Origin of the sequence: Mesorhizobium sp. 131-2-1, from assembly GCF_016756535.1 — a bacterium.
In the GTDB taxonomy this organism is placed as follows: Bacteria; Pseudomonadota; Alphaproteobacteria; order Rhizobiales; family Rhizobiaceae; genus Mesorhizobium.
Genome location: NZ_AP023247.1, coordinates 5528476 through 5548540 on the forward strand (window position 1 = coordinate 5528476; position 20065 = coordinate 5548540).

Consider the following 20065-nt stretch of genomic DNA (forward strand, 5'->3'; position numbering starts at 1 on the left):
AGCCTCGCCGCATATAGAGGCGAACGATGAACACCGCAATAACCGAACAGGCAGCCAACAAGGATCCTACCGGGTGGAGCCGGCGGCCCGGCGCGGTGGAATAGCGATGTCACTTGTAGGGGTCTGCAGCGTCCCGCAAACCGTCTCCAAGGAAGTTGAACGCCAGGATGACGAGAATGACGGGGAGCATCGGCAAAAGCAGCCATGGATAGAACGCGATCACGCTGACGCTGCGCGCCTCGGTTAGCAGGATGCCCCAGCTGGTTATCGGCGCCCTCAGGCCGAGCCCGAGAAAGCTCAGCGCCGTCTCGCCCAGGATCATACCGGGTATGGAGATCGTCGCCGTCGCGATCAGATGCGACATGAAGCCGGGAATGAGGTGCCGCCGGATAATGCGGCTGCTTGAGGCGCCCATCAATTGCGCGGCCAGAACATAGTCCTCCTCGCGCAAGGCCAGAAGCTTTGAGCGCACGGCCCGCGCCAGTCCGGTCCAGTCGAGCAGCCCGAGGATGACTGTGATGCCGAAATAGATCAGGATCGGACTCCAGGTTATCGGCATGATCGCCGCCAGAGCCAGCCATAGCGGAATGCTGGGGATCGATTGCAGAACTTCGATTATCCGTTGAACGATGAGGTCGAAGATGCCGCCGTGATAGCCGGCCAGTCCTCCGATGACGATGCCGAGCAGGAAGCTGAAACTGATGCCGACGAGGCCAATCGTCATTGAAATGCGTGCGCCATAGATGATGCGCGAGAACACATCGCGCCCCAGCCTGTCAGTGCCGGCCAGAAAGAGCTGGCCGTTTTCGGCAGGGCAGACAAAATGCCTGTCACCTTCGATCAGGCCCCAGAACCGGTAACTGTCACCCTTGCAGAAGAAGCGGATCCGCTGAACATCATCGTGGTTCTCGACGTAGTTGCGCTTGAGCGTGTCCATATCCAGCTTCATCTGGCGGCCATAGACGAACGGCCCGACGAACTGGCCGTTGTGGAACAGGTGCACCCGCTGCGGCGGCGAATAGATGTAGTCCATGTTGCGCGTGTGCAGATTGTATGGCGCCAGGAACTCGCAGATCAGGATCCCGAAATAGAGCACCGCCAGGAATATGCCGGATACAAGGGCAAGCCGGTGCCGTCGGAATTTCCACCACATCAGCCGCAACTGCGACGCCTGAAAGACCTTCGACTGCTCCGGCGTCATCGCCTCGACCGACTGCAGGTCAAAGGGCGCGATGGAAACGTAGTGTTGCAGTGGGGCGCCCGGAGCGGGCAGCGGCGTTTGCGTGTTCATTTGGTGCTGCCGCCCTGCAAACGAATTCGTGGATCAAGCAGCGCCAGCGCCAAGTCGGAAATCAGGACGCCGATGACCGTGAGGAAGGCGAGGAACATCAGGAACGACCCTGCCAGATACATGTCCTGGCTTTGCAGCGCCTTGATCAGCATCGGCCCGGTCGTTTCCAAAGACAGCACGATCGCAGTGATTTCGGCGCCGGAGATGATGGCCGGCAGGATAGAGCCGATGTCTGAAATGAAGAAATTGAGCGCCATGCGCAGCGGATATTTGACCAGCGCCTTGAAGGGATGAAGGCCTTTGGCGCGCGCGGTCACGACATATTGCTTGTGAAGCTCATCGAGCAGGTTGGCGCGCAGCCGCCGGATCATGCTTGCCGTGCCCCCGGTGCCGATGATCAAGACCGGGATCCAGAGATGGGCGAGGATCGACTTCGCCTTGGCCCAACTCATCGGCTCGCTGAGATATTGCTGGTCCATGAGATGGCCGATGGACGTGCCGAACCAGATGTTGGCGAAATACATCAGGATCAGCGCCAGCATGAAATTAGGAATGGCAAGGCCGAGAAGGCCGAAGAAAGTCAGGCCGTAGTCGCCCCAGCTGTATTGATGCGTGGCGGAGTACATGCCGATCGGAAAGGCGATGAGCCAGGTGAAGATGATCGTGACGAAGGAAACCAGCACGGTCAGCCACATTCGGTCCCCGACGACGTCGCGAACCGGCAGCTCATATTCGAAGGAATAGCCGAAATCGCCGTGCAGCATCCCGCCGACCCAGTAGAAGTAGCGAATGACCGGCGGCTTGTCGAAACCATAGTCCTTCCGCATCATCTGGATGCGATCGGAATCCACCGCTTCGCCCTGAGCCCGAAGCTCGGCGACATAGCTGTCGAAATAGTCGCCGGGGGGAAGTTCGATGATCGTGAACACCAGCGCCGATATGATCAGCAGCGTTGGAACCATCACGGCGATGCGCCAGACAATATATCGAAGCACGCTCAGGACTCTCCAAGCCAGAATGTATCCGGCATGTAGACACCGAAGTAGGAGGTCGGGTCGTAGCCGTAGAGTGCCTTGTCAGGCAGATTGCGCAGCCGCGAGGACGCCAGAATTGGCTGATGCGTTCCGTTCACCGTGCCGATCGAAAACACCTGATCGGTGTAGATCGACAGCATTGAATTCCAGATTTCGGCGCGCTCCGAGGCTTCGGTCGATGCGTTCCAGCGCTTGAGCAAAGCCATCAACTCGACCACAGGCGGAAGATCGGGCGCCTCACCGAGCGTGCCATGAGACAAGTAGTGAGCACCCCAGAGCGGCCATTGCAGCTGGTCGTCGATGGTGGGGGCCAGCTGGTACGGGTTCATGTCGGGGGTCGGCACGCCATTGTCGATGCCCGACCATATCGACATCATGATCTGGCCGCCAAGCGCGCGGCTGCGGAAGATGTCGCGCTGCGAAGTCCGGATGAACAAGGCGATGCCGATCTGGCGCCAGTGATCGGTAATGAGTTCGAGCGCGTCGGTTTCCAGCGTGCTTTCGCCGGCCGTTTCCACCAGGATCTGCGCCGGGCGTCCATCGGGAAGTATGCGCAGGCCGTCATCGTCACGCGCCTGGAGCCCGGCCTCGTCGAGCAGGGCATTGGCCTGGTCGGGATCATGGGCGACCCAGGCTTTCGCGAATTCCGGACGGTAGAGCGGGCTCTCCGGAAGGACCGTATCGGCACTTTCCTGCGCCAATCCGTAGAACACGGCCATATTGATCTCGCGCCTGTCGACCGCGAGCGAAAGCGCGCGGCGCACGCGCACGTCACGAAGAAGGCCACGCCACACCTGGTCGGCACAATTCAGGTTGGGCAGCAGCGCCAGCCGCGAACCCTGTGTGCGTTTCCAGAGATGCATCTTCACCGGGTAACGCTTCTCCGCGTCCTTCAGGAACGCGTAATCGCCGAAGTCAATTCCCATGCATTGCAGGTCGCTCTCGCCCGCACCGGTCTTGGCGGAAATGATCGCCGACGAGCTGACATTCATGACAATCCGGTCAATATAGGGCAGCTGCCGGCCATTCTCGTCTATTCGATGAAAGAACGGGTTCCGCTCGAAGACGAACTGCTCAGCCGGCGGCTTGGTCCGGTTCCGCCAGGGATCGAGCGTCGGCAATTCCGGGTTCTCCGGGCGATACTGCCGCGACATGCGTATGTGCAGGAGCGTCCATTTCTGGGCCCGATTCTCCTTCATTAGGCCGGCGAGCCGGAATGGATCCTGGTATTTCTTGTGGAACTGCTTGAGATAGGTGGCCGGCAGAACGAGCGAAAGCGGTGAAGCAGCGGCGAGCTTGGGCAGGAAGTCGGGATTGGGGGCATCCCAACTATAGCGGACCGTCAACGGATCGACGATCTCGAAGCGTGGCGGCTTGCCGTCTGCCAGCAGGGCCGGCGCGAGCCCGCCTTGCGAAAGCTCATCGTTCAGCCAGACATCTTCCCAGCAATAACGAAAATCCTCCGGCGTCAGCAGGCTACCGTCAGACCATTTATGTCCTTCCCGTATCTTGAAAGTGAAGACGCGATCATCCGCTACATCAAAACTTTCGAGAATATCGGCTTGCAGGTTAAGCCGTTCGTCATAGCCGACCAGACGCGCGTACCCGTAGATCGTCATCATCCGGATATCTTTCTGGCTGCCGATGATCGTGCGCAGCGTGCCGCCATACTGGCCGGGCTGCCGGCCCATCGCCGCGAGATTCAACGCGCGCGGGCGCTTGGGCAGGCGTTCGGCGAGTGCCGGCAGCGCCCTGGCCTTCAGCTGCGGCTCAAGAAATTCCGGCTCCAGATCGCCGGCGCGCAATGTGCCCGGCAGAAATGCCGAAGCCATGAGTCCAAGGACGGTGCGCCGGCGGATCAATGGCGTAGCTCGCTGACATCGGCCGAACGTCGGGCCAGCACGAGGTGGCCGCCGCCAAGATCAAGCGGCGACAGCATATCCTCGTCGCCCTCGTCGCGGAATTGCGGTCCCCATGCGCTGGTGTCGGAAGCGCCGCTGAGCTTCAGCGTGTTGAAATCCATCGGCCTGTCGAGATCGGGAAAAGGTACTGCGGCGACCAGTGAGCGCGTGTAGGGGTGGATCGGTTTTCGAAGCAGAATTTCGCGCGGCGCAAGCTCGACAATACGCCCGCCGCACATCACCGCGATGCGGTCCGCCATGTAGTCCACCACCGCCAGGTTGTGGGAAATGAACAGGTAGGTGAGGCCCAGTTCCTTCTGCAGGTCCTTCAGAAGGTTCAGGATCTGCGCCTGGACAGAGACATCGAGCGCCGAAACCGGCTCGTCGCAGATCAGGAGTTCAGGCCCCAGCGCCAACGCGCGCGCGATGCCGATACGCTGACGCTGCCCGCCGGAGAAACTGTGCGGATAACGCTTGATGAAGCGCGGATCGAGCCCGATTGCCTGCATCAGGCTCTTGACCGTGGCGAGCCGGGACGCGGCATTGCCACGTTGATGGATTTCCAGCGGCTCGCTCAAGATGTTCTCCACCGTCATGCGAGGTGAAAGCGACGAAACCGGATCCTGGAAGACCATCTGGATTTTGGCGCGCAGCAGGCGCAGGGCGTCTCCCTCGCCTTGCAAGACGTCGATCGGTCCCTCGCGGCCATTGAAGATCACAGAGCCGCCGCTAGGGGTGACGGCCCGCATCAGGATCTTGCTGACAGTGGTTTTGCCGGAGCCGCTTTCGCCGACCAGACCCAGGCACTCACCCCGCCTGATATCGAAGCTCACGCCGTCCACGGCGCGAATAGAGGCTTGATGCCCCCCGCCGAACCATCCGGATTTGCGGATGGTGAAGGTCTTTGTCAGATCCCTGACCGACAGCAGGATGTCGTCCGGCCCCTTCGATGCCGGCGCCGTCTGCTTGCCGAGCAGGTTCCCGACATTCACCGGCACGTCGCGGAGAGCCTTTAGCCTTTCGCCCGGCTTCAGGTCGAAATGCGGAACGGCTGCCATCAGGCCCTTCAGGTAAGGGTGACCTGGTCGGCGGAATATCGCCTCGACAGGTCCCGCTTCCATGATCTCGCCATGGTACATGACCACCACCTCGTCGGCGACATTGGCGACCACGCCGAGGTCGTGCGTGATCAGCAGCATCGCCATGTTCAGCTTGGTCTGAAGCTCGCGCAGCAATTGCAGGATTTGCGCCTGGATGGTGACGTCCAACGCCGTCGTCGGCTCGTCGGCGATCAGCAGGGCGGGCCGGCAGACAAGCGCCATGGCGATCATGGCGCGCTGACGCAATCCTCCCGAAAGTTCAAACGGATACATGTCGTAGGCGCGCTTGGGATTGGGAAAGCCGACAAGGCTGAGCATTTCCTCGGTCCGCGCCTTGCGCTCCGCCCGAGCCATGGGCGTATGAATCTGCAGGGATTCGCTAACCTGGTTGCCGATCGTGTGCAGCGGCGACAGCGATGTCATCGGCTCCTGAAAGATCTTGCCGATGCGGCTGCCTCTCACCGCCCGAATTTCAGGTCCATCGCGCGACATCTGCAGGATATCCTGCGTCGTGCCGGGCTTTTCAGGATCGGAAAACAGGATACGGCCGCGAACATGGGCTGTGTTCGGCAAAATGCCCATTACTGCCTGGCTGAGAACCGATTTTCCGGACCCCGACTCGCCCACAAGCGCGGTGACCTTGCCGGGCAGGACGCGAAGATTTGCGCGCCTGACGGCATGCAACGGCCCCCCGATAATGGCAAAAGAGATGCCAACATCCTCGATCCGCAGCAGATCAACGTCCGAATTCATTCTCAAACCAGCCCCACTCTGGCAACTCCCAGAAAGCGAGACTAGCGCATTGCCAGCCTAGAGCAACTTGGATTCGAAGCGGTCGCCAGGAACCGGCGACCGGACTGCTAAAGGCGTTCGGATCAGACCGTGGCGCTTACTGGAGCTTCCTCGGGTCGCCCGCCTGCAGCCGGGCGGCATCGCGGTGCAGCAGCATGACCTGCTCGGCCTCCGACTTTCGATCGTGAATCGTCTCCATCGCACCGTCTTCATCGAGTGCGAGCGCACCCGACAGATCGGGTGAAAGCACCGTCAGCTTCTGCTTGATGCCTGTCAGCTCCTCATGGCCCAGCGTCAGCCAGCTGTTTGCGCCGCAATAGCCGGCGAAGTCTTTGCTGGCGAGAACGCTGTGCGGATATTTTTTGGTCAGGGTCTGGAGGCGGGAGACTTCGTTTACAGCCGAGCCGAAGACCGAGAATGTGAGCCGGTCGGTAAGCCCGACATTGCCGAACATCACATTGCCGACGTGCAGGCCGATGCCAAATTTAATGTCGGACAAGCCCTGCTGCTTTCTGCGCAGATTGAGATCCTCGACGCGCGCGGTAGCCTGGTGCGCTGCCGCAAGAGCAGCCTGGCAGGCGATCTCGGACTGCGAGCGGTGCCTTTCGCAAGGGTAGACAGCAATGAAGCCGTCCCCAATAAAACTCATGATCTGCCCGCCTTTGCGATTGAAAGGTGCGGCAACCGCGTCGAAAAACTGGTTCAGCGTATCGATATAGATTTCGCGGCCCGAGCTTGCGGCAAGCCTTGTCGACCCGCGCATATCGCCCATGACCAATGCGGCCCGGATTGTGTCGCCCTCGCCACGCCTGATCTGACCGTCAAGCACGCGCCTGCCGGCGTCGCCACCGAGATAAGTGGTCATCATGTTGTCAGCGAGCTTGGTAAGCACCGCCATCTTGGTCGCGATCGCGAGATGGCTCTGGATGCGAAGCAGCGCTGAAATCATGCTGTCGCTGAAGCCTGCAGCGCTGTCGGTGGACCACGACCCGATCATGCCCTGACTTGTGTCGTCGCTGAAAGGATGGACGAAAGCCATGTAATCGGTGACGCCCATAGGCACGAGTTCACCAAAAATCGGAAACTCTGGCGGCAATGACGGGTCGATCCGGCGTCGCAGATGGTCGAGCTTGTTGCTGAGCAGATGGTAGTACGGGCTGGTCAGGAATCTGTCGGACGGCTCGCCGGGCTCAACGCGGAAGCCTTCCACCTCCATGCCCTGGCCGCGAATCCAGGTGAAGCCAAGCGCATCATAAAGCGGATGCAGCATCGAAAAGCTCAAATGCACCCGCTTCAGCGGCACGCCGGCAGCTGCCAGCCGTTCGCAAAAGCCTTTTACCAATGTTTCCAGGTCGCTGCCCGCCAGCGCCGATTGGTTCAGCCAATCGGCAACCTTATCCATGAGAATGGTGGAAATTTCTGCCTGCGCTGTGCTCATGCTATCTCGCAACCCGTCGAAGACGGAGCCCTTGTCGTTTGATCCGCCATAACACAGTCCGCCAACGACCCAAAGATAAGCCCCCGAAGTCAACGAGACCGGCTTCGGCGGCAAAGCGGCGAAGAATTTCCCTGATGACTGTCCTTGCGGCAAAGGAGCAGGCGTAACTGCATCTATGTTCCGAGGCGTTATGTGGCGAGGCTTCCTGCGGAGTGCAACCACGATCCTGACATCGGGTAGAAAATTCGCTGGCTCGGACGCCGTCAGGCCTTCAACCATAGCCGAGGCATGTTGCGCAGGATCGATTTCCGCAACCCCGTCATCAAATCGGCGCCTTCGCCTTCAGGGTTGCGGCAGCCATCGCATAGCCGCCGGCCGCGCCATCGATGAAATGAACGTGATCGCGCTGCAGCGGTGAGGCGACGAGGCATGTCATCAAGGCCGATTTCTGGCGGTGCAGGCCATAGTTGCAGATGCCCGCCGCTTCCGCCTGCTTCAGCCGGTTCTCGATCCGTTGCAACACATCCGCGTCAACGTCGATGGTCATCTTCAAGCCGTCGTCGAACTTGCGGAAATCCGAATTGCTGGCCACGTCGCGTTTGTAGATCTTCGGATCGAAACTGCCGATCGTCCAGCCAAATCGATCGGTGACAGCCGTGAGCGTCATCAGGAATATTACCCACAGCTTCACCTGCCACCGCCGTCCTGGCGGCGCCGTGGCTCGCGCCTCGACATCGAGGCCGGCTGGCAGCAAACTGTAGTCCGGCCCGTTCACCGGCACCGGGTGGCCATCGCGTTCCTGCCTGCCGGCAAGGGCGATGATGTCGGACGCCAGGAACTGAAAACCGCGCAAATCGCGCGACGCCCCTGGTATGGCTATGATCGAGACGATTTCGCCATGCCGGGCTTCGATCGGGTTCCAGCGGCAGGAGAGGCCGGTCAGATCCGGCCGCGCGCCGGCCGGCGCAGGATCGATACGGTAGCGCCCCGCTTTCATCTCGGCTTCCGCCCAACTGCCGCCACCGCCGGCGAACATGGCATAGAAGACCGCTTCGGAGGCCTGGAACCTCGCCACGCGAACGTCGAGGCCTTGCGCTCTTATATCCTTTATCGGCACGATTGCGGCACGCAAGGTCAGGTCCAGCTCGTCCGCCACCCATCTCTGGACAGCCGCCAGCGCGTTTCGGGTAATCTCCAGCGCCGAGCCGGGAAACGCCACGAGCGCGCCGTCGCCGCCGAAGACAAAGGGAAGATCTTGCCGACCCAGCGCGTTGAGCAGCGCCGAAATGACGCTGGCGCCGGCCATATTGACGGTTTTATAGCGCCCAGCCTCGATCGCTTTGGTCGAGCCGACGATGTCGGCCGTGGCCAGCGCCCAGCCATCGGGGAGAGGCCGATAGTTGTCGATATCGGCAACGCTTTCGAACTTTGCGAATACCGGCAAAGAAGCGACAAACGGGTCGGACGCGGCGGCTGTTTCCATGAGCATGAGATAGCACATTCCACTGCTTGAAGGTGAAGTCGATCGTGCTTCGAAATTGACTTGCGCTGGCTTTGCGATGATAGGCTCCGAAAATGCGAATTGCCTTCTACGCGCCGCTGAAGTCACCCAATCATCCCGTTGCCTCCGGCGACCGCCAGATGGCACGGGCGCTGGTCAAGGCGCTGGAGCGTGCAGGGCATAGCGTCGAACTTGCATCCGAATTGCGCTTCTATCTACGCGAACCGGAGTCGAAAAGTTTCGATGCGCTCAAGATCGAGGCCCGAGAGGAAGCGGCCCGTCTGACAAGGCTTTGGGATCGTGACGGCAAGCCCGATCTCTGGTTCTCCTATCATCCCTATTACAAAGCGCCCGACCTGATCGGGCCAGAGCTGGCGTCGGCCTTTGCTGTCCCCTATGTGACGGCGGAAGCCTCCTATTCGGGGCGGCGCAACGCCGGTTTGTGGGCCGATGCGCAGATGTTGGTGGTGCGAGCCGTCGAACAGGCGGCGCTGAACATCTGCTTCACGCAAAGGGATCGTCAGGGACTGGCAGATGCGATACCCGACGCCGCTCTCGGCATGCTCTCGCCCTTCATCGACACATCGGCATTCCAGGAAACGCCGGCACGGGGCTGTCCGACGCGCCTCGTTACCGTCGCGATGATGCGCCCGGGCGACAAAGTCGAAAGCTATCGCATGCTGGCGCAAGCGCTCTGTTCGATCGGCCACCTGCCCTGGACCATGTCGGTCGTCGGGGACGGACCTGCCCGTGAAGAGGTCAAAGCGCTATTCGCCGGCTTGCCCGCCGACCGTATCGAATGGCTTGGCGCGATTGAGCCAGCCGCCGTGCCGGATGTCCTCAACGGTGGAGGAATCTACGTCTGGCCGGGTTTCGGCGAGGCCTATGGCATTGCCTATCTTGAAGCACAGGCCGCCGGCCTTCCGGTGGTGGCCCAGGACATCGCCGGCGTGCCGGAGGTCGTGCGGGATGGCCAGACGGGGTTTCTCACCCCGCCTGGCGATGTGGCGGCATTCGCTTCTGCCATTGAAAGGCTTCTGGCCCGTAACGGCGAAAGAACCATCATGGCCGCGGAAGCCAGGCGTTTCATCCTCGAAGAACGTTCCCTCGGTGCCGCGGCGGCGCGTCTGGCCGAACTTCTAGCGAAGATCCCGGTCTCATGACATCCGATCGAACCTGGCAACCCTTGGTGGAAGAATTGGCGTGCCGGCAGCGGGCGGGCCGTAAGGCAGAGTTCTGGCTGCGCGACGATGACGCCGTGGATCCGACGCCTGCGCTTGATCGACTACTCCACCTTGCCGGTGAATTCGCGGTTCCGGTCACTCTGGCCGTGATTCCGGCCCTGACTGACGAGAAGCTTGTCGCCCGGCTTGACGAGGCGCCGCATGCCACGGTCGCCATCCATGGCTGGGCGCACCGAAATCATGCGCCCGAGGGCCAGAAAAAGCAGGAGCTCGGCCCGCATCGGCCACGCGAGGCGGTGCTCGATGATCTGGCTCGCGGGCTGTCGCACATAACCGGCCTGCACGGCGCACGTGCCGTTCCGATGCTGGTGCCACCCTGGAACAGGATCGACGCCGGCTTGGTATCCGACCTTGGATCGATAGGATTTGCGGCATTGTCGGTTTATGGGCCGCCGAAGCCGGCTTCGCTGGCGGTCATCAACAGCAATGTCGACATCATGGATTGGCATGGCACGCGCGGCTGCCGCGATCATGGCCTGTTGGTTCAGGCTATCATCGCGCAATTGCAGCATGCATTCGACGACGGCCAACCGGTCGGCCTGCTCACCCACCATCTCGTCCATGATGAATCGGCCTGGCTTTTCCTCGAACGGCTGTTCACAGTCACCGCACAGTCTGAAGCCTGCGTATGGCTTCCGATCAGGACATTGATCGGGCGCAGCGCCGCTGGAGCAATACCAAGAAGCACGTAGCGCTTCGCTAGGGAATTGCAGAAGATAGCTCAGCGCTTTTTGTGCGATTTGACCGGGAATTTGAGCGTCTGGCCGTCCCGCGCGGCAAAAGCGCCGGCGAACCTGTCTTTGGCCAGTTTCTCCATCTCGTCCAGTTGCTCGTCGGTGCGCGACGGATCGTGGTGAAACAGGGCAAGCCCCCGCGCGCCGGCGGCCTCACAGAGCTTGACGCCCTGTTGCCATGTAGAGTGCCCGTTGCCGCGGTAACGCTCCATTTCCTCCTCAGTGTAGGTGCAATCGTAAATGACGAGGTCGGCATCTTCGATCAGGCCAAGCACCGCCGGATCGAGTTTGCCCGGCTCGTGCTCGGTGTCGGTGATCACCGCCACGACGCGGCCGCCCCATTCGACCCGGTAGCCTACGCAGCCGCCCGGATGGGTGAGACTGCCGGTTCGGACCACCACCCCTTCGCGCGGTCGAAGCACGTCTCCGGATACGAAATCGCGGTAGTCGAGGCCTGCCTTGCAGACATCCAGTCTCACCGGAAACCAAGGCGGCCGCATGAACTCATCGACCATCTGCCGGGTCGTCATGCGTCCAGCAAGATGCCCGGACCAAAGCCTAACTTTGACGCTCCGGTCAAAGATCGGCTTAAAAGCCGGCAGCCCGATGATGTGATCGTAATGGCAATGGGTGAAAAACAGGTCGAAATCGGTCACGCCCGACGCCCGAAGCGCCCAGCCGGCAGGCCTCAGACCAGAGCCCGCGTCGAACAGAAGCGTATCCTTACCGCATCGCATCTCAATGCAGTTTGTGTTGCCGCCATAGCGAGAGAATTCTGGCCCCGATACCGAAATGCTGCCGCGCACGCCCCAAAACCTGACCAGGAAACCGTCGTCGTCCATGCAAGCCCTTCGTACTCCCCCTCGCCTATCGTAGCCAAACAACTGCTGCTAGGCGAGACAGGTTTTCCTCCTGGTGACCCTGTCCGTGAGAGGCCAGTGCCATCACGACGGCAAGGATCGAGCACGTCATTCGTTATTTGGCGCTTCGTGCGTCGATCAGATCCGCGGTCGTATGGCTCAGGCGATCGGCAAGAACCCGCACCATCTCGATGGTCATTTCCGGGAACTCCTTCATAAGCCTCAGGAAATGATCCTTGCGAATTCTCAAGGCTTCCACCGGACTTGCGGCTCTGACGGTGGCCGTGCGGGAGCTGTTGCACAATATGGCGATCTCGCCAACAATCGAATTTGGCACCAGTTCGGCAACCTTTATCGGTCCGCTGTCGGAATCGACCAGGATATCCGCCCTGCCTGAAAGGATGACATAGGCGGCGTCTCCCTCGTCGCCCTGCCGGAAAAGGATCTGGCCGGCGCTGTAGCTCACGCGATCGGATGTGAAAGCAAGCAGCTTGAGCTTTGTCGGCTCTATGCCAGAGAATAAGGGAACGCGTTGCAGCATTCCAACCTCATCCTTGAGCAGCATTGTCGCGAACCTTCCCAAAAATTCACGTCTGCGAGATTAGACCAACCGACACCCGGATGGAATCAATCCTTTTCCGGATGGCGAGACGAACCACGCCAAGGTGGCGAGCCCGATCAGCTGGAAACCTGAACCCCTTGACCTTGCCACAAGTTCCCACCGGCAAAATGATCCCATCTGATAGTCCGTTGCTCTATGACAGCAGTTCCTTAAAGATACCGTTCCCTGCCAAAAGTGTCTCGTGTGTTCCGTCTTCCACCAATTGGCCAGAGTCGAAGACGACAACGCGATCGAACATCGTCGCCATTGCCGGATTCGTCACGACCCACACAATTGCCGGCGAATGGCCGTCGCGCCTGGCTTCCTCGAGCACGTTTTGCATCACCTTATCCTGCATGCGCTGGTCGAGCGCCGAAAGCGGCCGGTTGAGAATGAGAAAATCGGGACGCTTGAGCAAGGCCCGGGCAACATCGAGCCTCTGTCGCTGTCCACCGGTCAGCCGCCTGCCGCCGGAGCCGACGTTGAAGTCCAGGCCGACATCCAGGACTTCGGTATAAAGCCCCAGTTCGTCAAGAATGTCATAGACGATGGAGCGTATGCGGTCTGGCGCGTCGGGATGGTTGTTGCCCACGCGCCCGAACAGGACATTGTCCATCACGGTAGCCGCGGCAATGTATTTGGCAGGATCATACCGCTCGACCGCATTTTGCAGCTCGGGCGGCAGGTTTTCATAGAACCCGTTGCGAGCAGCGACGATCTTGCTCATCAACTCGTCGCTCAGCAGGCCGAAGCGGTGCCGGGGCTCGATATAGGCAAAGCTCAAGGTGACGATCATGGCGCGGTCGTTCTCTGAAACCGCCTCGTAGGGACGGTTCTTGAGCCGTTGCAGCAAGGTTTCGTAGGCGGGTATCTCCTCGGCGCTCATGAAGGCGAGCTGCTGGAAGAACTGATGATCGGGCGGCAGGTCGGCAAACAGCTCGATCGCCTGGTCGGCGATCTCCATGCCCATTTCGTAGAGCGTGCGGTCGAGGCCGGCTTGCCTCAGCACAGAAGCAAAATAGGGATTGGCGGCCAGAGCCCTGTCGGCCAGTTCGGGGCCGGCGGCAGCGCCGAAGAGCAGGTTTTGGCCGATCGTTGCTTCCTTGTTGTAGGCACCCGGTTCGAAAGGAACCACCAGTCCGCTCAGCCCTTCGTGTTCCAGTCGCGCTTGCAGAGCCGCACGCAGTTCGACGATCCGCCTGGCAAGCTCCGTGTGACGCGTCAGGTCGGCCGAAGAGCGCAAGCCAAGATCCAGAATGTCGCGCGACAGAACAACCGCGTCGAGTACCCGGCGCACGGCTTCGAAGAGGTCGTGCGGGCCGGTAGCGCCGGCGGAAGCATAGTCGATCCAGTCGCTGTGGATATCAAGATCCGGATTGCCCGACCGGCGCGCCTCGTGGACGTTCCAGCGACGCTGGTCTGCCGCGGCACCGTCATAAGTTACCGATGTCAGCGGCGCATGCTTCAACCCGTAGAGCAGGTTATCGCGGAGGCTTGCCTGGAACAGGAAAACATCCGACGAGGCATAGGACATGCGCCGGCCGGTCACCGCTTCGGGGAGTTCAAGCAGGTCGTGGGCGCCCGAAGCGACCCTTCCGCCTTTCGGCCGGTTCAGGCGCGCGAAGGCTTCTGCAAGCGCCTCCGCTCCACCTGTTGCGGTACTGACCAGCGCCACCGCCTCACCCGGCTTGACCTGGAGGGAGATTCGGTCGAGCAGCAATGCACCGCCATCGTCTGCTACGGACAGACCGATCGCCGACAGCGGGGCGGTCATCGGACCGGGATCGTCGATCGTCAATGCCCCGATACTCGGCGCAATGACACCGTCGACGGTGAACTGTTCAACGACCTGCTGATATTTGACCTGGACATCCTGCCGCGCCTGATCCCAGTCGATCAGCTCCTTCATCGGTCCGGGCAGGTCCTTGTAGGCGCCGATCACGGCCACGAGCTGGCCGACGTCCAGCCGTCCCTCGATGACCAGATACCCGCCGATCATGTAGAACAGGAAGGGTGTCAGCTGCGCGAGAAAATTGTTGAGGAACTTTACCATGAATTTCCATTGGTAAAGGTCGAAGCGGATCTTGAAGATGAGCCCGAGCCGGGCAGCTATGTCGGCGCGCTCGTAGTTTGACGTATCGTGGACGTGAACCGCGCCGATGCCGTCGACGATTTCGCCAACCCGGCCCGAAAGCGCACGCGCCGTCAGCTGCCGTTCGCGACCGAGCACGATCAGCCGCCGCCGCATTCGCGGGATGAGCACGATCTGGATCACCACGATCACGACCGCTATCATTCCGAGCCAGAAATTCTGGACCATGATGAACAGCATGGCCGTCAGCGCCTGGCCGCCGAGCAGCACCGGCTGCAGGAAGGCATCGCCGATGAAGCCGCCCAGCGGCTCCACCTCGTCCTTCACCATGGTCGCCACTTCAGCGGATTTCACCCGCTTGAAGTAAAACGGCGGAAACCGCAGCACTCGATCGACCAGATCGAAGCGGATACGCCGCAGCATGCGTTCACCGAGGCGGCCCTTGTAGGTGTTGATGTAGAGTTTGAACAAGCCGTTGACGACGACCAGCAACAGGAACACGATGCTGAGGGCAAGCAGCGTTGCCGTGCGGTCGAGCTGAAAACCGGAGAAGAACTGGACCTCGCCAATGAATGGCAGATCATAGTGCAGTCTCAAGAAGGGCTGGGTGGCGCCCGGTTGCTCGAAGCCTTTGCCTTGGATCGGGCCGTTGACGATCAGCTTCGGCAGGTCGAAGGACATGAAATACGGGATCATCGAAAGCAAGACGATCGCCAATATCCAGATCTGCTGCTTCCTGGTGTGCTTCCAGATATAGCGGGCTAGGCTGGGTTCCATATGCGACTGTGGGTCCTTCAGCTGGAAGGATGCAGGATACAAAAGCACCTGCCGGCGAAGGGCGTATCGGCAAGGTCATCGTCGCCATCGACAAGCTCGAAGCCGCAGCGCACGCAGGACGTCTTCGGTCCGGACAGACGCAACCGGCTCTCTCCGGGCAATGGCGAAGCAGCTAACAGCATAATCACGTCCGCGGATCAAACAGCCTTGCAGGGGGCAAGATTGCGTTGTGTCGCCCGAAATCCCACCATACAAGACGACTATGATGGATGTTACGCAACCACGCAATGCCGGCTTGGCCGGGCACGAGCAGGCCCTGGACCTCACGCGGGGAATTGCTGCCTATGTCGACCATCCTCTCGTGGCCGGGCTGGCGCGCGTCATCGCCAAGCATCCGCAGGCCGATATCGCCAGCGCCTTTAACCACAAGCAGGTCGCCTGCAAGATGTGGGCGCTCGACAGGCTGTTCGAAAGCTGCGGCGGCCGGTTCGGGCGCATATGGGTTGTGGGTGGATGGTACGGCGTATTGCCGGCAATGCTTTTCAACGACGCCCGTTTCGACATAGCGGCGGTCGACAGCATCGACATCGATCCCGAAGTCGGCGCGGTCGCCCTGACCCTCAACCGGGAAGCCGGCGAGCGGTTCCGGGCGCTGACGGACGATATGTACGCACTCGACTATGCGGCCGGGCAACCCGACCTGGTGGTCAATACGAGTTGCGAACACATCGCCGATCTCGGCGCCTGGCTTGCCCTGCTTCCACGGGGCACGACCGTGCTGCTGCAATCCAACGACTATTTCAGCGAGCCGACGCACATCAGCTGCGTGGCTTCACTGGCGGCCTTCGAAGCCCTGGCGGGGCTGCGGGAGATCAGGTTCTCCGGCGAACTGCCGACAAAGAATTATACGCGCTTCATGCTGATTGGAACTGTCTAGTCTAGGATCCATCGCCTGTTTGATCGTGAGCTTTTCCGAAACCTGGCTCCAATTTTTGGGACCATGTCCGATACCGCTCGCGCAGGATCTGCGCCGAGTGATGCGCGCCTTCCAGATCGAGACGATGCGCGGATGGCATCGGTGCCACAAGCGCCCGTTCGATCGCTTGCGCCAAACCTTCAGGCGTCAAGTCCTTTTCCATCAGCACCGTTGCAAGACCGAGTTCTTCGAGCATCAGGGCGCGAACCGTTTGTTCGGTTTCCCCACCGGCTGCAAATGGAACGAGCAGGGAGCGGCAGCCCGCTCGCAGGACATCGCAGACCGTGTTGTAACCCGCCTGCGAGACTGACAGGCGGGCGCCGGTCAGCAGGCTGGCGAAATCCTCGCGGAACCGGAAGATGGACAGGCCCGGCGTGGCATCGCGTGCGATCGCGTCAAGTTCGTCTTTCGGCAGATTTGGGCCGGTGATCAAACACCATTTCCAACCGTTGTTGGCATTCCTTGCGGCGGCGATGGCGGAGCTGACAAGGTACTTTCCGGCAGCCCCGCCGCCAACCGACACCAGAACGTCGAAGCGCTCGGAGGCCGCGGGCGGTGGCGGCGCGGCAACGAGCCCTGTGTAGGTGACCTCTGCCCTGATCGCCCCAGCCAGCGGAAATGTCTTGTCGATGGTTGCGAAAGCCGGATCGCCGTGGATCATGACAAGGTCGAAATGCCTGTTGATGAGATCGACCGTTTCCTCGTTTCGGCCCGGCTTGACGCGCTCCTGAAGGATATCACGCACGGACGTCGCCACCAGCGGTCTGGGCGATGTCGCATCGATGGCCTCGATCAGCGGCAAGAGTTCGAAACGCATCTGCCGGCGTCCAAATGGAAACGCCTCGATAATGACGATATCAGGCCTGCAATCCCGAAATGCCTGCAGAAGCATCTCTGAGCGCCGCTTCTTGAAATCATCGTCGATGGGCTTGCCTTGCAGGTCGACAAGTCCGGAAAAGCCCTCATCACCGGAATTGACAGGTGGCAGGGTTACGGATTTTACCCCCGGTCCCGGAAACCCCGCGACCGGCGCTCCGCCGGTCACGATGGTTACATCAAACCCGTCATCGACCAGAGCCGCCGCAATGCGGCTGGCGCGCGCGAGATGGCCGATGCCGAGCAAGTGCTGGACATAGAAGAATGCGCGCAGCCGCTTCATTCGGCAGCCTGCCACTCCTGTTGGAACAGTTGCTTGAGCTGTCCAATGCTTGCCATATGATCGAAATTGCTTCGGACGCGCCGCTCAGCGGCGTCGCCGAGGCGAGCACGCAACACGGGATCACGGATCAGGCGCTCCAGCGCCTGTGCCAAGGCAATAGGATTCTCCGTCGGAACCAGCAGACCGGTTTCATCCGGCGACAAAAGCTCCGGCACGCCGGAAATATCGGTCGACACGCAGGCAAGCCGCTGGCTGGCCGCCTCCACCAGAACATTCGGCAGACCGTCACGGTCACCATTTGCAGTGATCCTGCAGGCCAGGGCGAAAATGTCGGCGCTTCGGTAGTGCTCAAGCACCTCTCTCTGCGCAAGCGCACCTTTCCAGGAGACGCGACCATCCAGGCCGAGCTTTCGCGCCAGCGCCTTGAGCCGTTCCAGTTCCTCGCCGCCGCCGATATGCTCGAAACGCCATGCCAAATCGCCTGGCAGGAGGGCAAGGGCCTCCAGCAAGGTATCGTAACCCTTCTTTGCGACGGCGCGCCCGACACTCAGAATGACAACCGGTTCGCCCGGCGCTGAGCCGTCATGCTGTTTTCGCGCCTCGCCGAAACTGCCGAAGCGATCAAGGTCGAGCCCATGATAGCTCAGATGCACGGACGAGTTGCCGTTGGCGAGTCCTTTCAGACGATCGAAGCCGGTTTTCGTGCAGGTGACCGTCCAGCGCGCCGAGGAAAGCTTGCCGGCCAGATCCCAGTCCGCAGAAGTCCAGATGTCCTTGGCATGGGCCGAGCAACTCCAGGGCAGGCCCCGGAGCAGGCTGGCATAGCGCGTCACCGACGCCGGCGTGTGCACGAAATGTGCATGCAACCATCCCGCGTCTTGCGGCCATTCGGCCGCCAGCACGAGTGCCTGCCCGAAGCGGCGCACGCGATTGCGCGTAAAGTCGCGGGGGATATCGCTGGCCAGCGATCGGAGCGCGCGCCAGAAGCCCGGCCGCGGCAGGCACGCAAACAGCGAGCGAACCACGCGCAGCGGCTCTTTGTGCAGATATTCCGGTAAATAATGGACGGGCGCTTTGATCTCGTCATGCACGGGGTGGCGTTTTGCGTCGGTCGGCCGCCTGAGCGCGACGATTACCAGGTCGAACCCCGCACGCTCCAGACCGAGCAGTTCCTGCGCGATGAAGGTTTCCGACAACCGCGGATAGCCCTTCAGAACCACGACGATCTTGCGATTTTGCAAGTCAGTTGGTTCCTTCAATGACCGATAGGTGATGGCCGGCCCGCCGGTCGAGCAGTTCCGCGACGATTTCGGAAATATGAGGCAGCCCTTCCAGCGTCAGATGCGGATTGCTTTGCGATGGGCGGGGCCGCTCCGGCAGCGCCACCAGGGCATCGGCAAACCGCTGGGAATCCTTGGCCTCTTCCGGCAAAAGCATCTCGATGAGGCCGAGTTCGGCTGCGCGTCGGGCGCGGATCAGTTGTTCCTCGCGGGGTTCGATGCGCGGCACGATCAGCGCCGGCTTGTCGAAAGACAATATCTCGCAATAGGTGTTGTAGCCGCCCATCGCCACGACCGCCTTGGCGCCGGCAATCAGGTCTTCCATGCGGTTGTCGAACTCGATGATCTTGATGTAGGGGATCTTGGACCCCTTCCTGAGCAGCTTGTTGCGCTTGCGCGCCGGCATGTAGGGCCCAAGCACGATCAGCGCCCTATGCTGCAATTGCGGATCCTGCTGATAGGCATCGATGACGTCGTGGATCAGTTCGGCGCCGTCACCCCCGCCACCGGTGGTAACGAGGATGTAGTCGCCCTCGGGCCGGTGGCCGGGCAACTCGTTTCGCGGCAGGCTCCGCTGCAGGAAACCGACGAAGGTCATCTTTGCCCTGACGGCCGGCGGCACGTCCAAGCCGGTCAACGGATCGTAGAAATCCGGTGGACCATAGGCCCAGACCTTGTCGTAGAACAAGCCTATCTTGCGCATCACATCCCTGCGTGCCCACTCTGCTTCGAGCAGATGCGGCGCATCCATGACCTCGCGAAGGCCAAGCACGAGCGTGGTGCCGCGCGTCTTGAGGTAGGACAGCGTGTCCTCGATCTCACCGCGCAGGCCGAGCGGTTCCTTGTCGACGATGAAGATATCCGGCCGGAAGCTCTCGGCCGTGTGGCGGATGATCGACTGGCGCATCCTTAGCGTCTCGTGCAGATCGATATCCTTTTCCAGCGAGGTGTATTCGCCGTTGCGCAACTTGATGACGCTGGGGATCTTCACGAAGTCGACACGGGCGCGGTAATCAAAGGCGCCAGCGATGGTCGCACCCGAAATGATAAGCACCTGAAGTCCGCGGAAATCCTCGACCAGCGAATGCGCTATCGTCCGGCAGCGCTGCAGGTGGCCGAGCCCGAACGTGTCGTGGCTGTACATGAGAATTCGAGCGTTTTCGGCGTGCTGGGTCATTGTTGAACGTCTTTTCGAATTCTCGCCTTGAGGGCCGTCAGCGACCGGCAGGCTTCGAAACCATCCTGGTCTAGCGACCAGTTTTGAAACATGAAGGCGCAATTTTCA

At 60.9% G+C, this 20065-nt stretch carries 15 protein-coding genes; 3 read left to right on the plus strand and 12 right to left on the minus strand.

Translation table 11 applies throughout. From position 1 onward, the window contains the following. Window positions 1-109 precede the first annotated feature (109 nt). From JG743_RS26815 to JG743_RS26840, 6 genes are all read right to left on the minus strand, one after another. Window positions 110-1291, minus strand: coding sequence for an ABC transporter permease (locus tag JG743_RS26815; RefSeq protein ID WP_202294474.1), 1182 nt, complete (start codon window positions 1289-1291; stop codon window positions 110-112). Then, the gene (locus JG743_RS26820) at window positions 1288-2286 is read right to left on the minus strand and encodes an ABC transporter permease (protein ID WP_202294477.1); all 999 of its coding nucleotides are present in this window, start codon (window positions 2284-2286) and stop codon (window positions 1288-1290) included. The genes JG743_RS26815 and JG743_RS26820 overlap by 4 nt, the downstream gene beginning before the upstream one ends. Before the next feature lie 2 nt (window positions 2287-2288). Continuing rightward, a complete protein-coding gene (locus JG743_RS26825) occupies window positions 2289-4187 on the minus strand; it encodes an ABC transporter substrate-binding protein (RefSeq protein ID WP_202294480.1) in 1899 nt (632 codons plus the stop codon). After that, on the minus strand, window positions 4184-6079 hold the full coding sequence (locus JG743_RS26830; RefSeq protein ID WP_202294484.1) for an ABC transporter ATP-binding protein: 1896 nt from the start codon (window positions 6077-6079) through the stop codon (window positions 4184-4186). The genes JG743_RS26825 and JG743_RS26830 overlap by 4 nt, the downstream gene beginning before the upstream one ends. A gap of 136 nt (window positions 6080-6215) precedes the next feature. Beyond that, complete coding sequence (locus tag JG743_RS26835; protein ID WP_202294487.1) at window positions 6216-7556, minus strand: adenylate/guanylate cyclase domain-containing protein; 1341 nt, start codon at window positions 7554-7556, stop codon at window positions 6216-6218. A 322-nt stretch (window positions 7557-7878) separates the two neighbouring features. Continuing rightward, a complete protein-coding gene (locus tag JG743_RS26840) occupies window positions 7879-9057 on the minus strand; it encodes a DUF3095 domain-containing protein (protein WP_202294490.1) in 1179 nt (392 codons plus the stop codon). A 74-nt stretch (window positions 9058-9131) separates the two neighbouring features. Between JG743_RS26840 and JG743_RS26845 the strand changes: the two genes are divergently transcribed. Next, the gene (locus JG743_RS26845) at window positions 9132-10220 is read left to right on the plus strand and encodes a glycosyltransferase family 4 protein (RefSeq protein ID WP_202294493.1); all 1089 of its coding nucleotides are present in this window, start codon (window positions 9132-9134) and stop codon (window positions 10218-10220) included. Beyond that, window positions 10217-10993 carry a polysaccharide deacetylase family protein gene (locus tag JG743_RS34245; protein WP_244672919.1) on the plus strand — a complete coding sequence of 259 codons (777 nt, stop codon included), beginning with the start codon at window positions 10217-10219 and terminating at the stop codon, window positions 10991-10993. Before JG743_RS26845 ends, JG743_RS34245 begins: the two co-directional genes overlap by 4 nt. A gap of 29 nt (window positions 10994-11022) precedes the next feature. On the opposite strand, the gene JG743_RS26855 is transcribed toward JG743_RS34245, so the two are convergent. From JG743_RS26855 to JG743_RS26865, 3 genes are all read right to left on the minus strand, one after another. Further along, window positions 11023-11877 (minus strand): MBL fold metallo-hydrolase, encoded by an 855-nt coding sequence (locus tag JG743_RS26855; RefSeq protein ID WP_202294499.1) that lies wholly within the window; start codon window positions 11875-11877, stop codon window positions 11023-11025. Between the two features lie 133 nt (window positions 11878-12010). Continuing rightward, window positions 12011-12460, minus strand: coding sequence for a cyclic nucleotide-binding domain-containing protein (locus JG743_RS26860; RefSeq protein ID WP_202294502.1), 450 nt, complete (start codon window positions 12458-12460; stop codon window positions 12011-12013). A 190-nt stretch (window positions 12461-12650) separates the two neighbouring features. Then, a complete protein-coding gene (locus JG743_RS26865; RefSeq protein WP_202294505.1) occupies window positions 12651-15365 on the minus strand; it encodes an ABC transporter ATP-binding protein in 2715 nt (904 codons plus the stop codon). A gap of 265 nt (window positions 15366-15630) precedes the next feature. Between JG743_RS26865 and JG743_RS26870 the strand changes: the two genes are divergently transcribed. Continuing rightward, window positions 15631-16302 (plus strand): class I SAM-dependent methyltransferase, encoded by a 672-nt coding sequence (locus JG743_RS26870; protein ID WP_202302995.1) that lies wholly within the window; start codon window positions 15631-15633, stop codon window positions 16300-16302. A gap of 1 nt (window position 16303) precedes the next feature. Here the strand turns inward: JG743_RS26870 and JG743_RS26875 are convergent, their stop codons facing one another. The 3 genes from JG743_RS26875 to JG743_RS26885 are packed head-to-tail and all read right to left on the minus strand — an operon-like array spanning window position 16304 to window position 19957. Beyond that, a complete protein-coding gene (locus JG743_RS26875; protein WP_202294508.1) occupies window positions 16304-17500 on the minus strand; it encodes a glycosyltransferase family protein in 1197 nt (398 codons plus the stop codon). After that, window positions 17497-18741, minus strand: a complete 1245-nt coding sequence (locus JG743_RS26880) for a glycosyltransferase family 4 protein (protein WP_202294511.1) — start codon at window positions 18739-18741, stop codon at window positions 17497-17499. The genes JG743_RS26875 and JG743_RS26880 overlap by 4 nt, the downstream gene beginning before the upstream one ends. 1 nt (window position 18742) lies before the next feature. Further along, window positions 18743-19957: a glycosyltransferase family protein gene (locus tag JG743_RS26885; protein WP_202294514.1), complete on the minus strand. Its 1215-nt coding sequence runs from the start codon at window positions 19955-19957 to the stop codon at window positions 18743-18745. Window positions 19958-20065: the final 108 nt, after the last annotated feature.

Coding starts and splice junctions, on each gene's coding strand:
- JG743_RS26870 (WP_202302995.1), top strand. CDS start 15,631: ATGGATGTTACGCAACCACGCAATGCCGGCTTGGCCGGGCACGAGCAG.
- JG743_RS34245 (WP_244672919.1), top strand. CDS start 10,217: ATGACATCCGATCGAACCTGGCAACCCTTGGTGGAAGAATTGGCGTGC.
- JG743_RS26885 (WP_202294514.1), bottom strand. CDS start 19,957: ATGACCCAGCACGCCGAAAACGCTCGAATTCTCATGTACAGCCACGAC.
- JG743_RS26815 (WP_202294474.1), bottom strand. CDS start 1,291: ATGAACACGCAAACGCCGCTGCCCGCTCCGGGCGCCCCACTGCAACAC.
- JG743_RS26855 (WP_202294499.1), bottom strand. CDS start 11,877: ATGGACGACGACGGTTTCCTGGTCAGGTTTTGGGGCGTGCGCGGCAGC.
- JG743_RS26875 (WP_202294508.1), bottom strand. CDS start 17,500: ATGAAGCGGCTGCGCGCATTCTTCTATGTCCAGCACTTGCTCGGCATC.
- JG743_RS26865 (WP_202294505.1), bottom strand. CDS start 15,365: ATGGAACCCAGCCTAGCCCGCTATATCTGGAAGCACACCAGGAAGCAG.
- JG743_RS26840 (WP_202294490.1), bottom strand. CDS start 9,057: ATGTGCTATCTCATGCTCATGGAAACAGCCGCCGCGTCCGACCCGTTT.
- JG743_RS26830 (WP_202294484.1), bottom strand. CDS start 6,079: ATGAATTCGGACGTTGATCTGCTGCGGATCGAGGATGTTGGCATCTCT.
- JG743_RS26845 (WP_202294493.1), top strand. CDS start 9,132: ATGCGAATTGCCTTCTACGCGCCGCTGAAGTCACCCAATCATCCCGTT.
- JG743_RS26860 (WP_202294502.1), bottom strand. CDS start 12,460: ATGCTGCTCAAGGATGAGGTTGGAATGCTGCAACGCGTTCCCTTATTC.
- JG743_RS26835 (WP_202294487.1), bottom strand. CDS start 7,556: ATGAGCACAGCGCAGGCAGAAATTTCCACCATTCTCATGGATAAGGTT.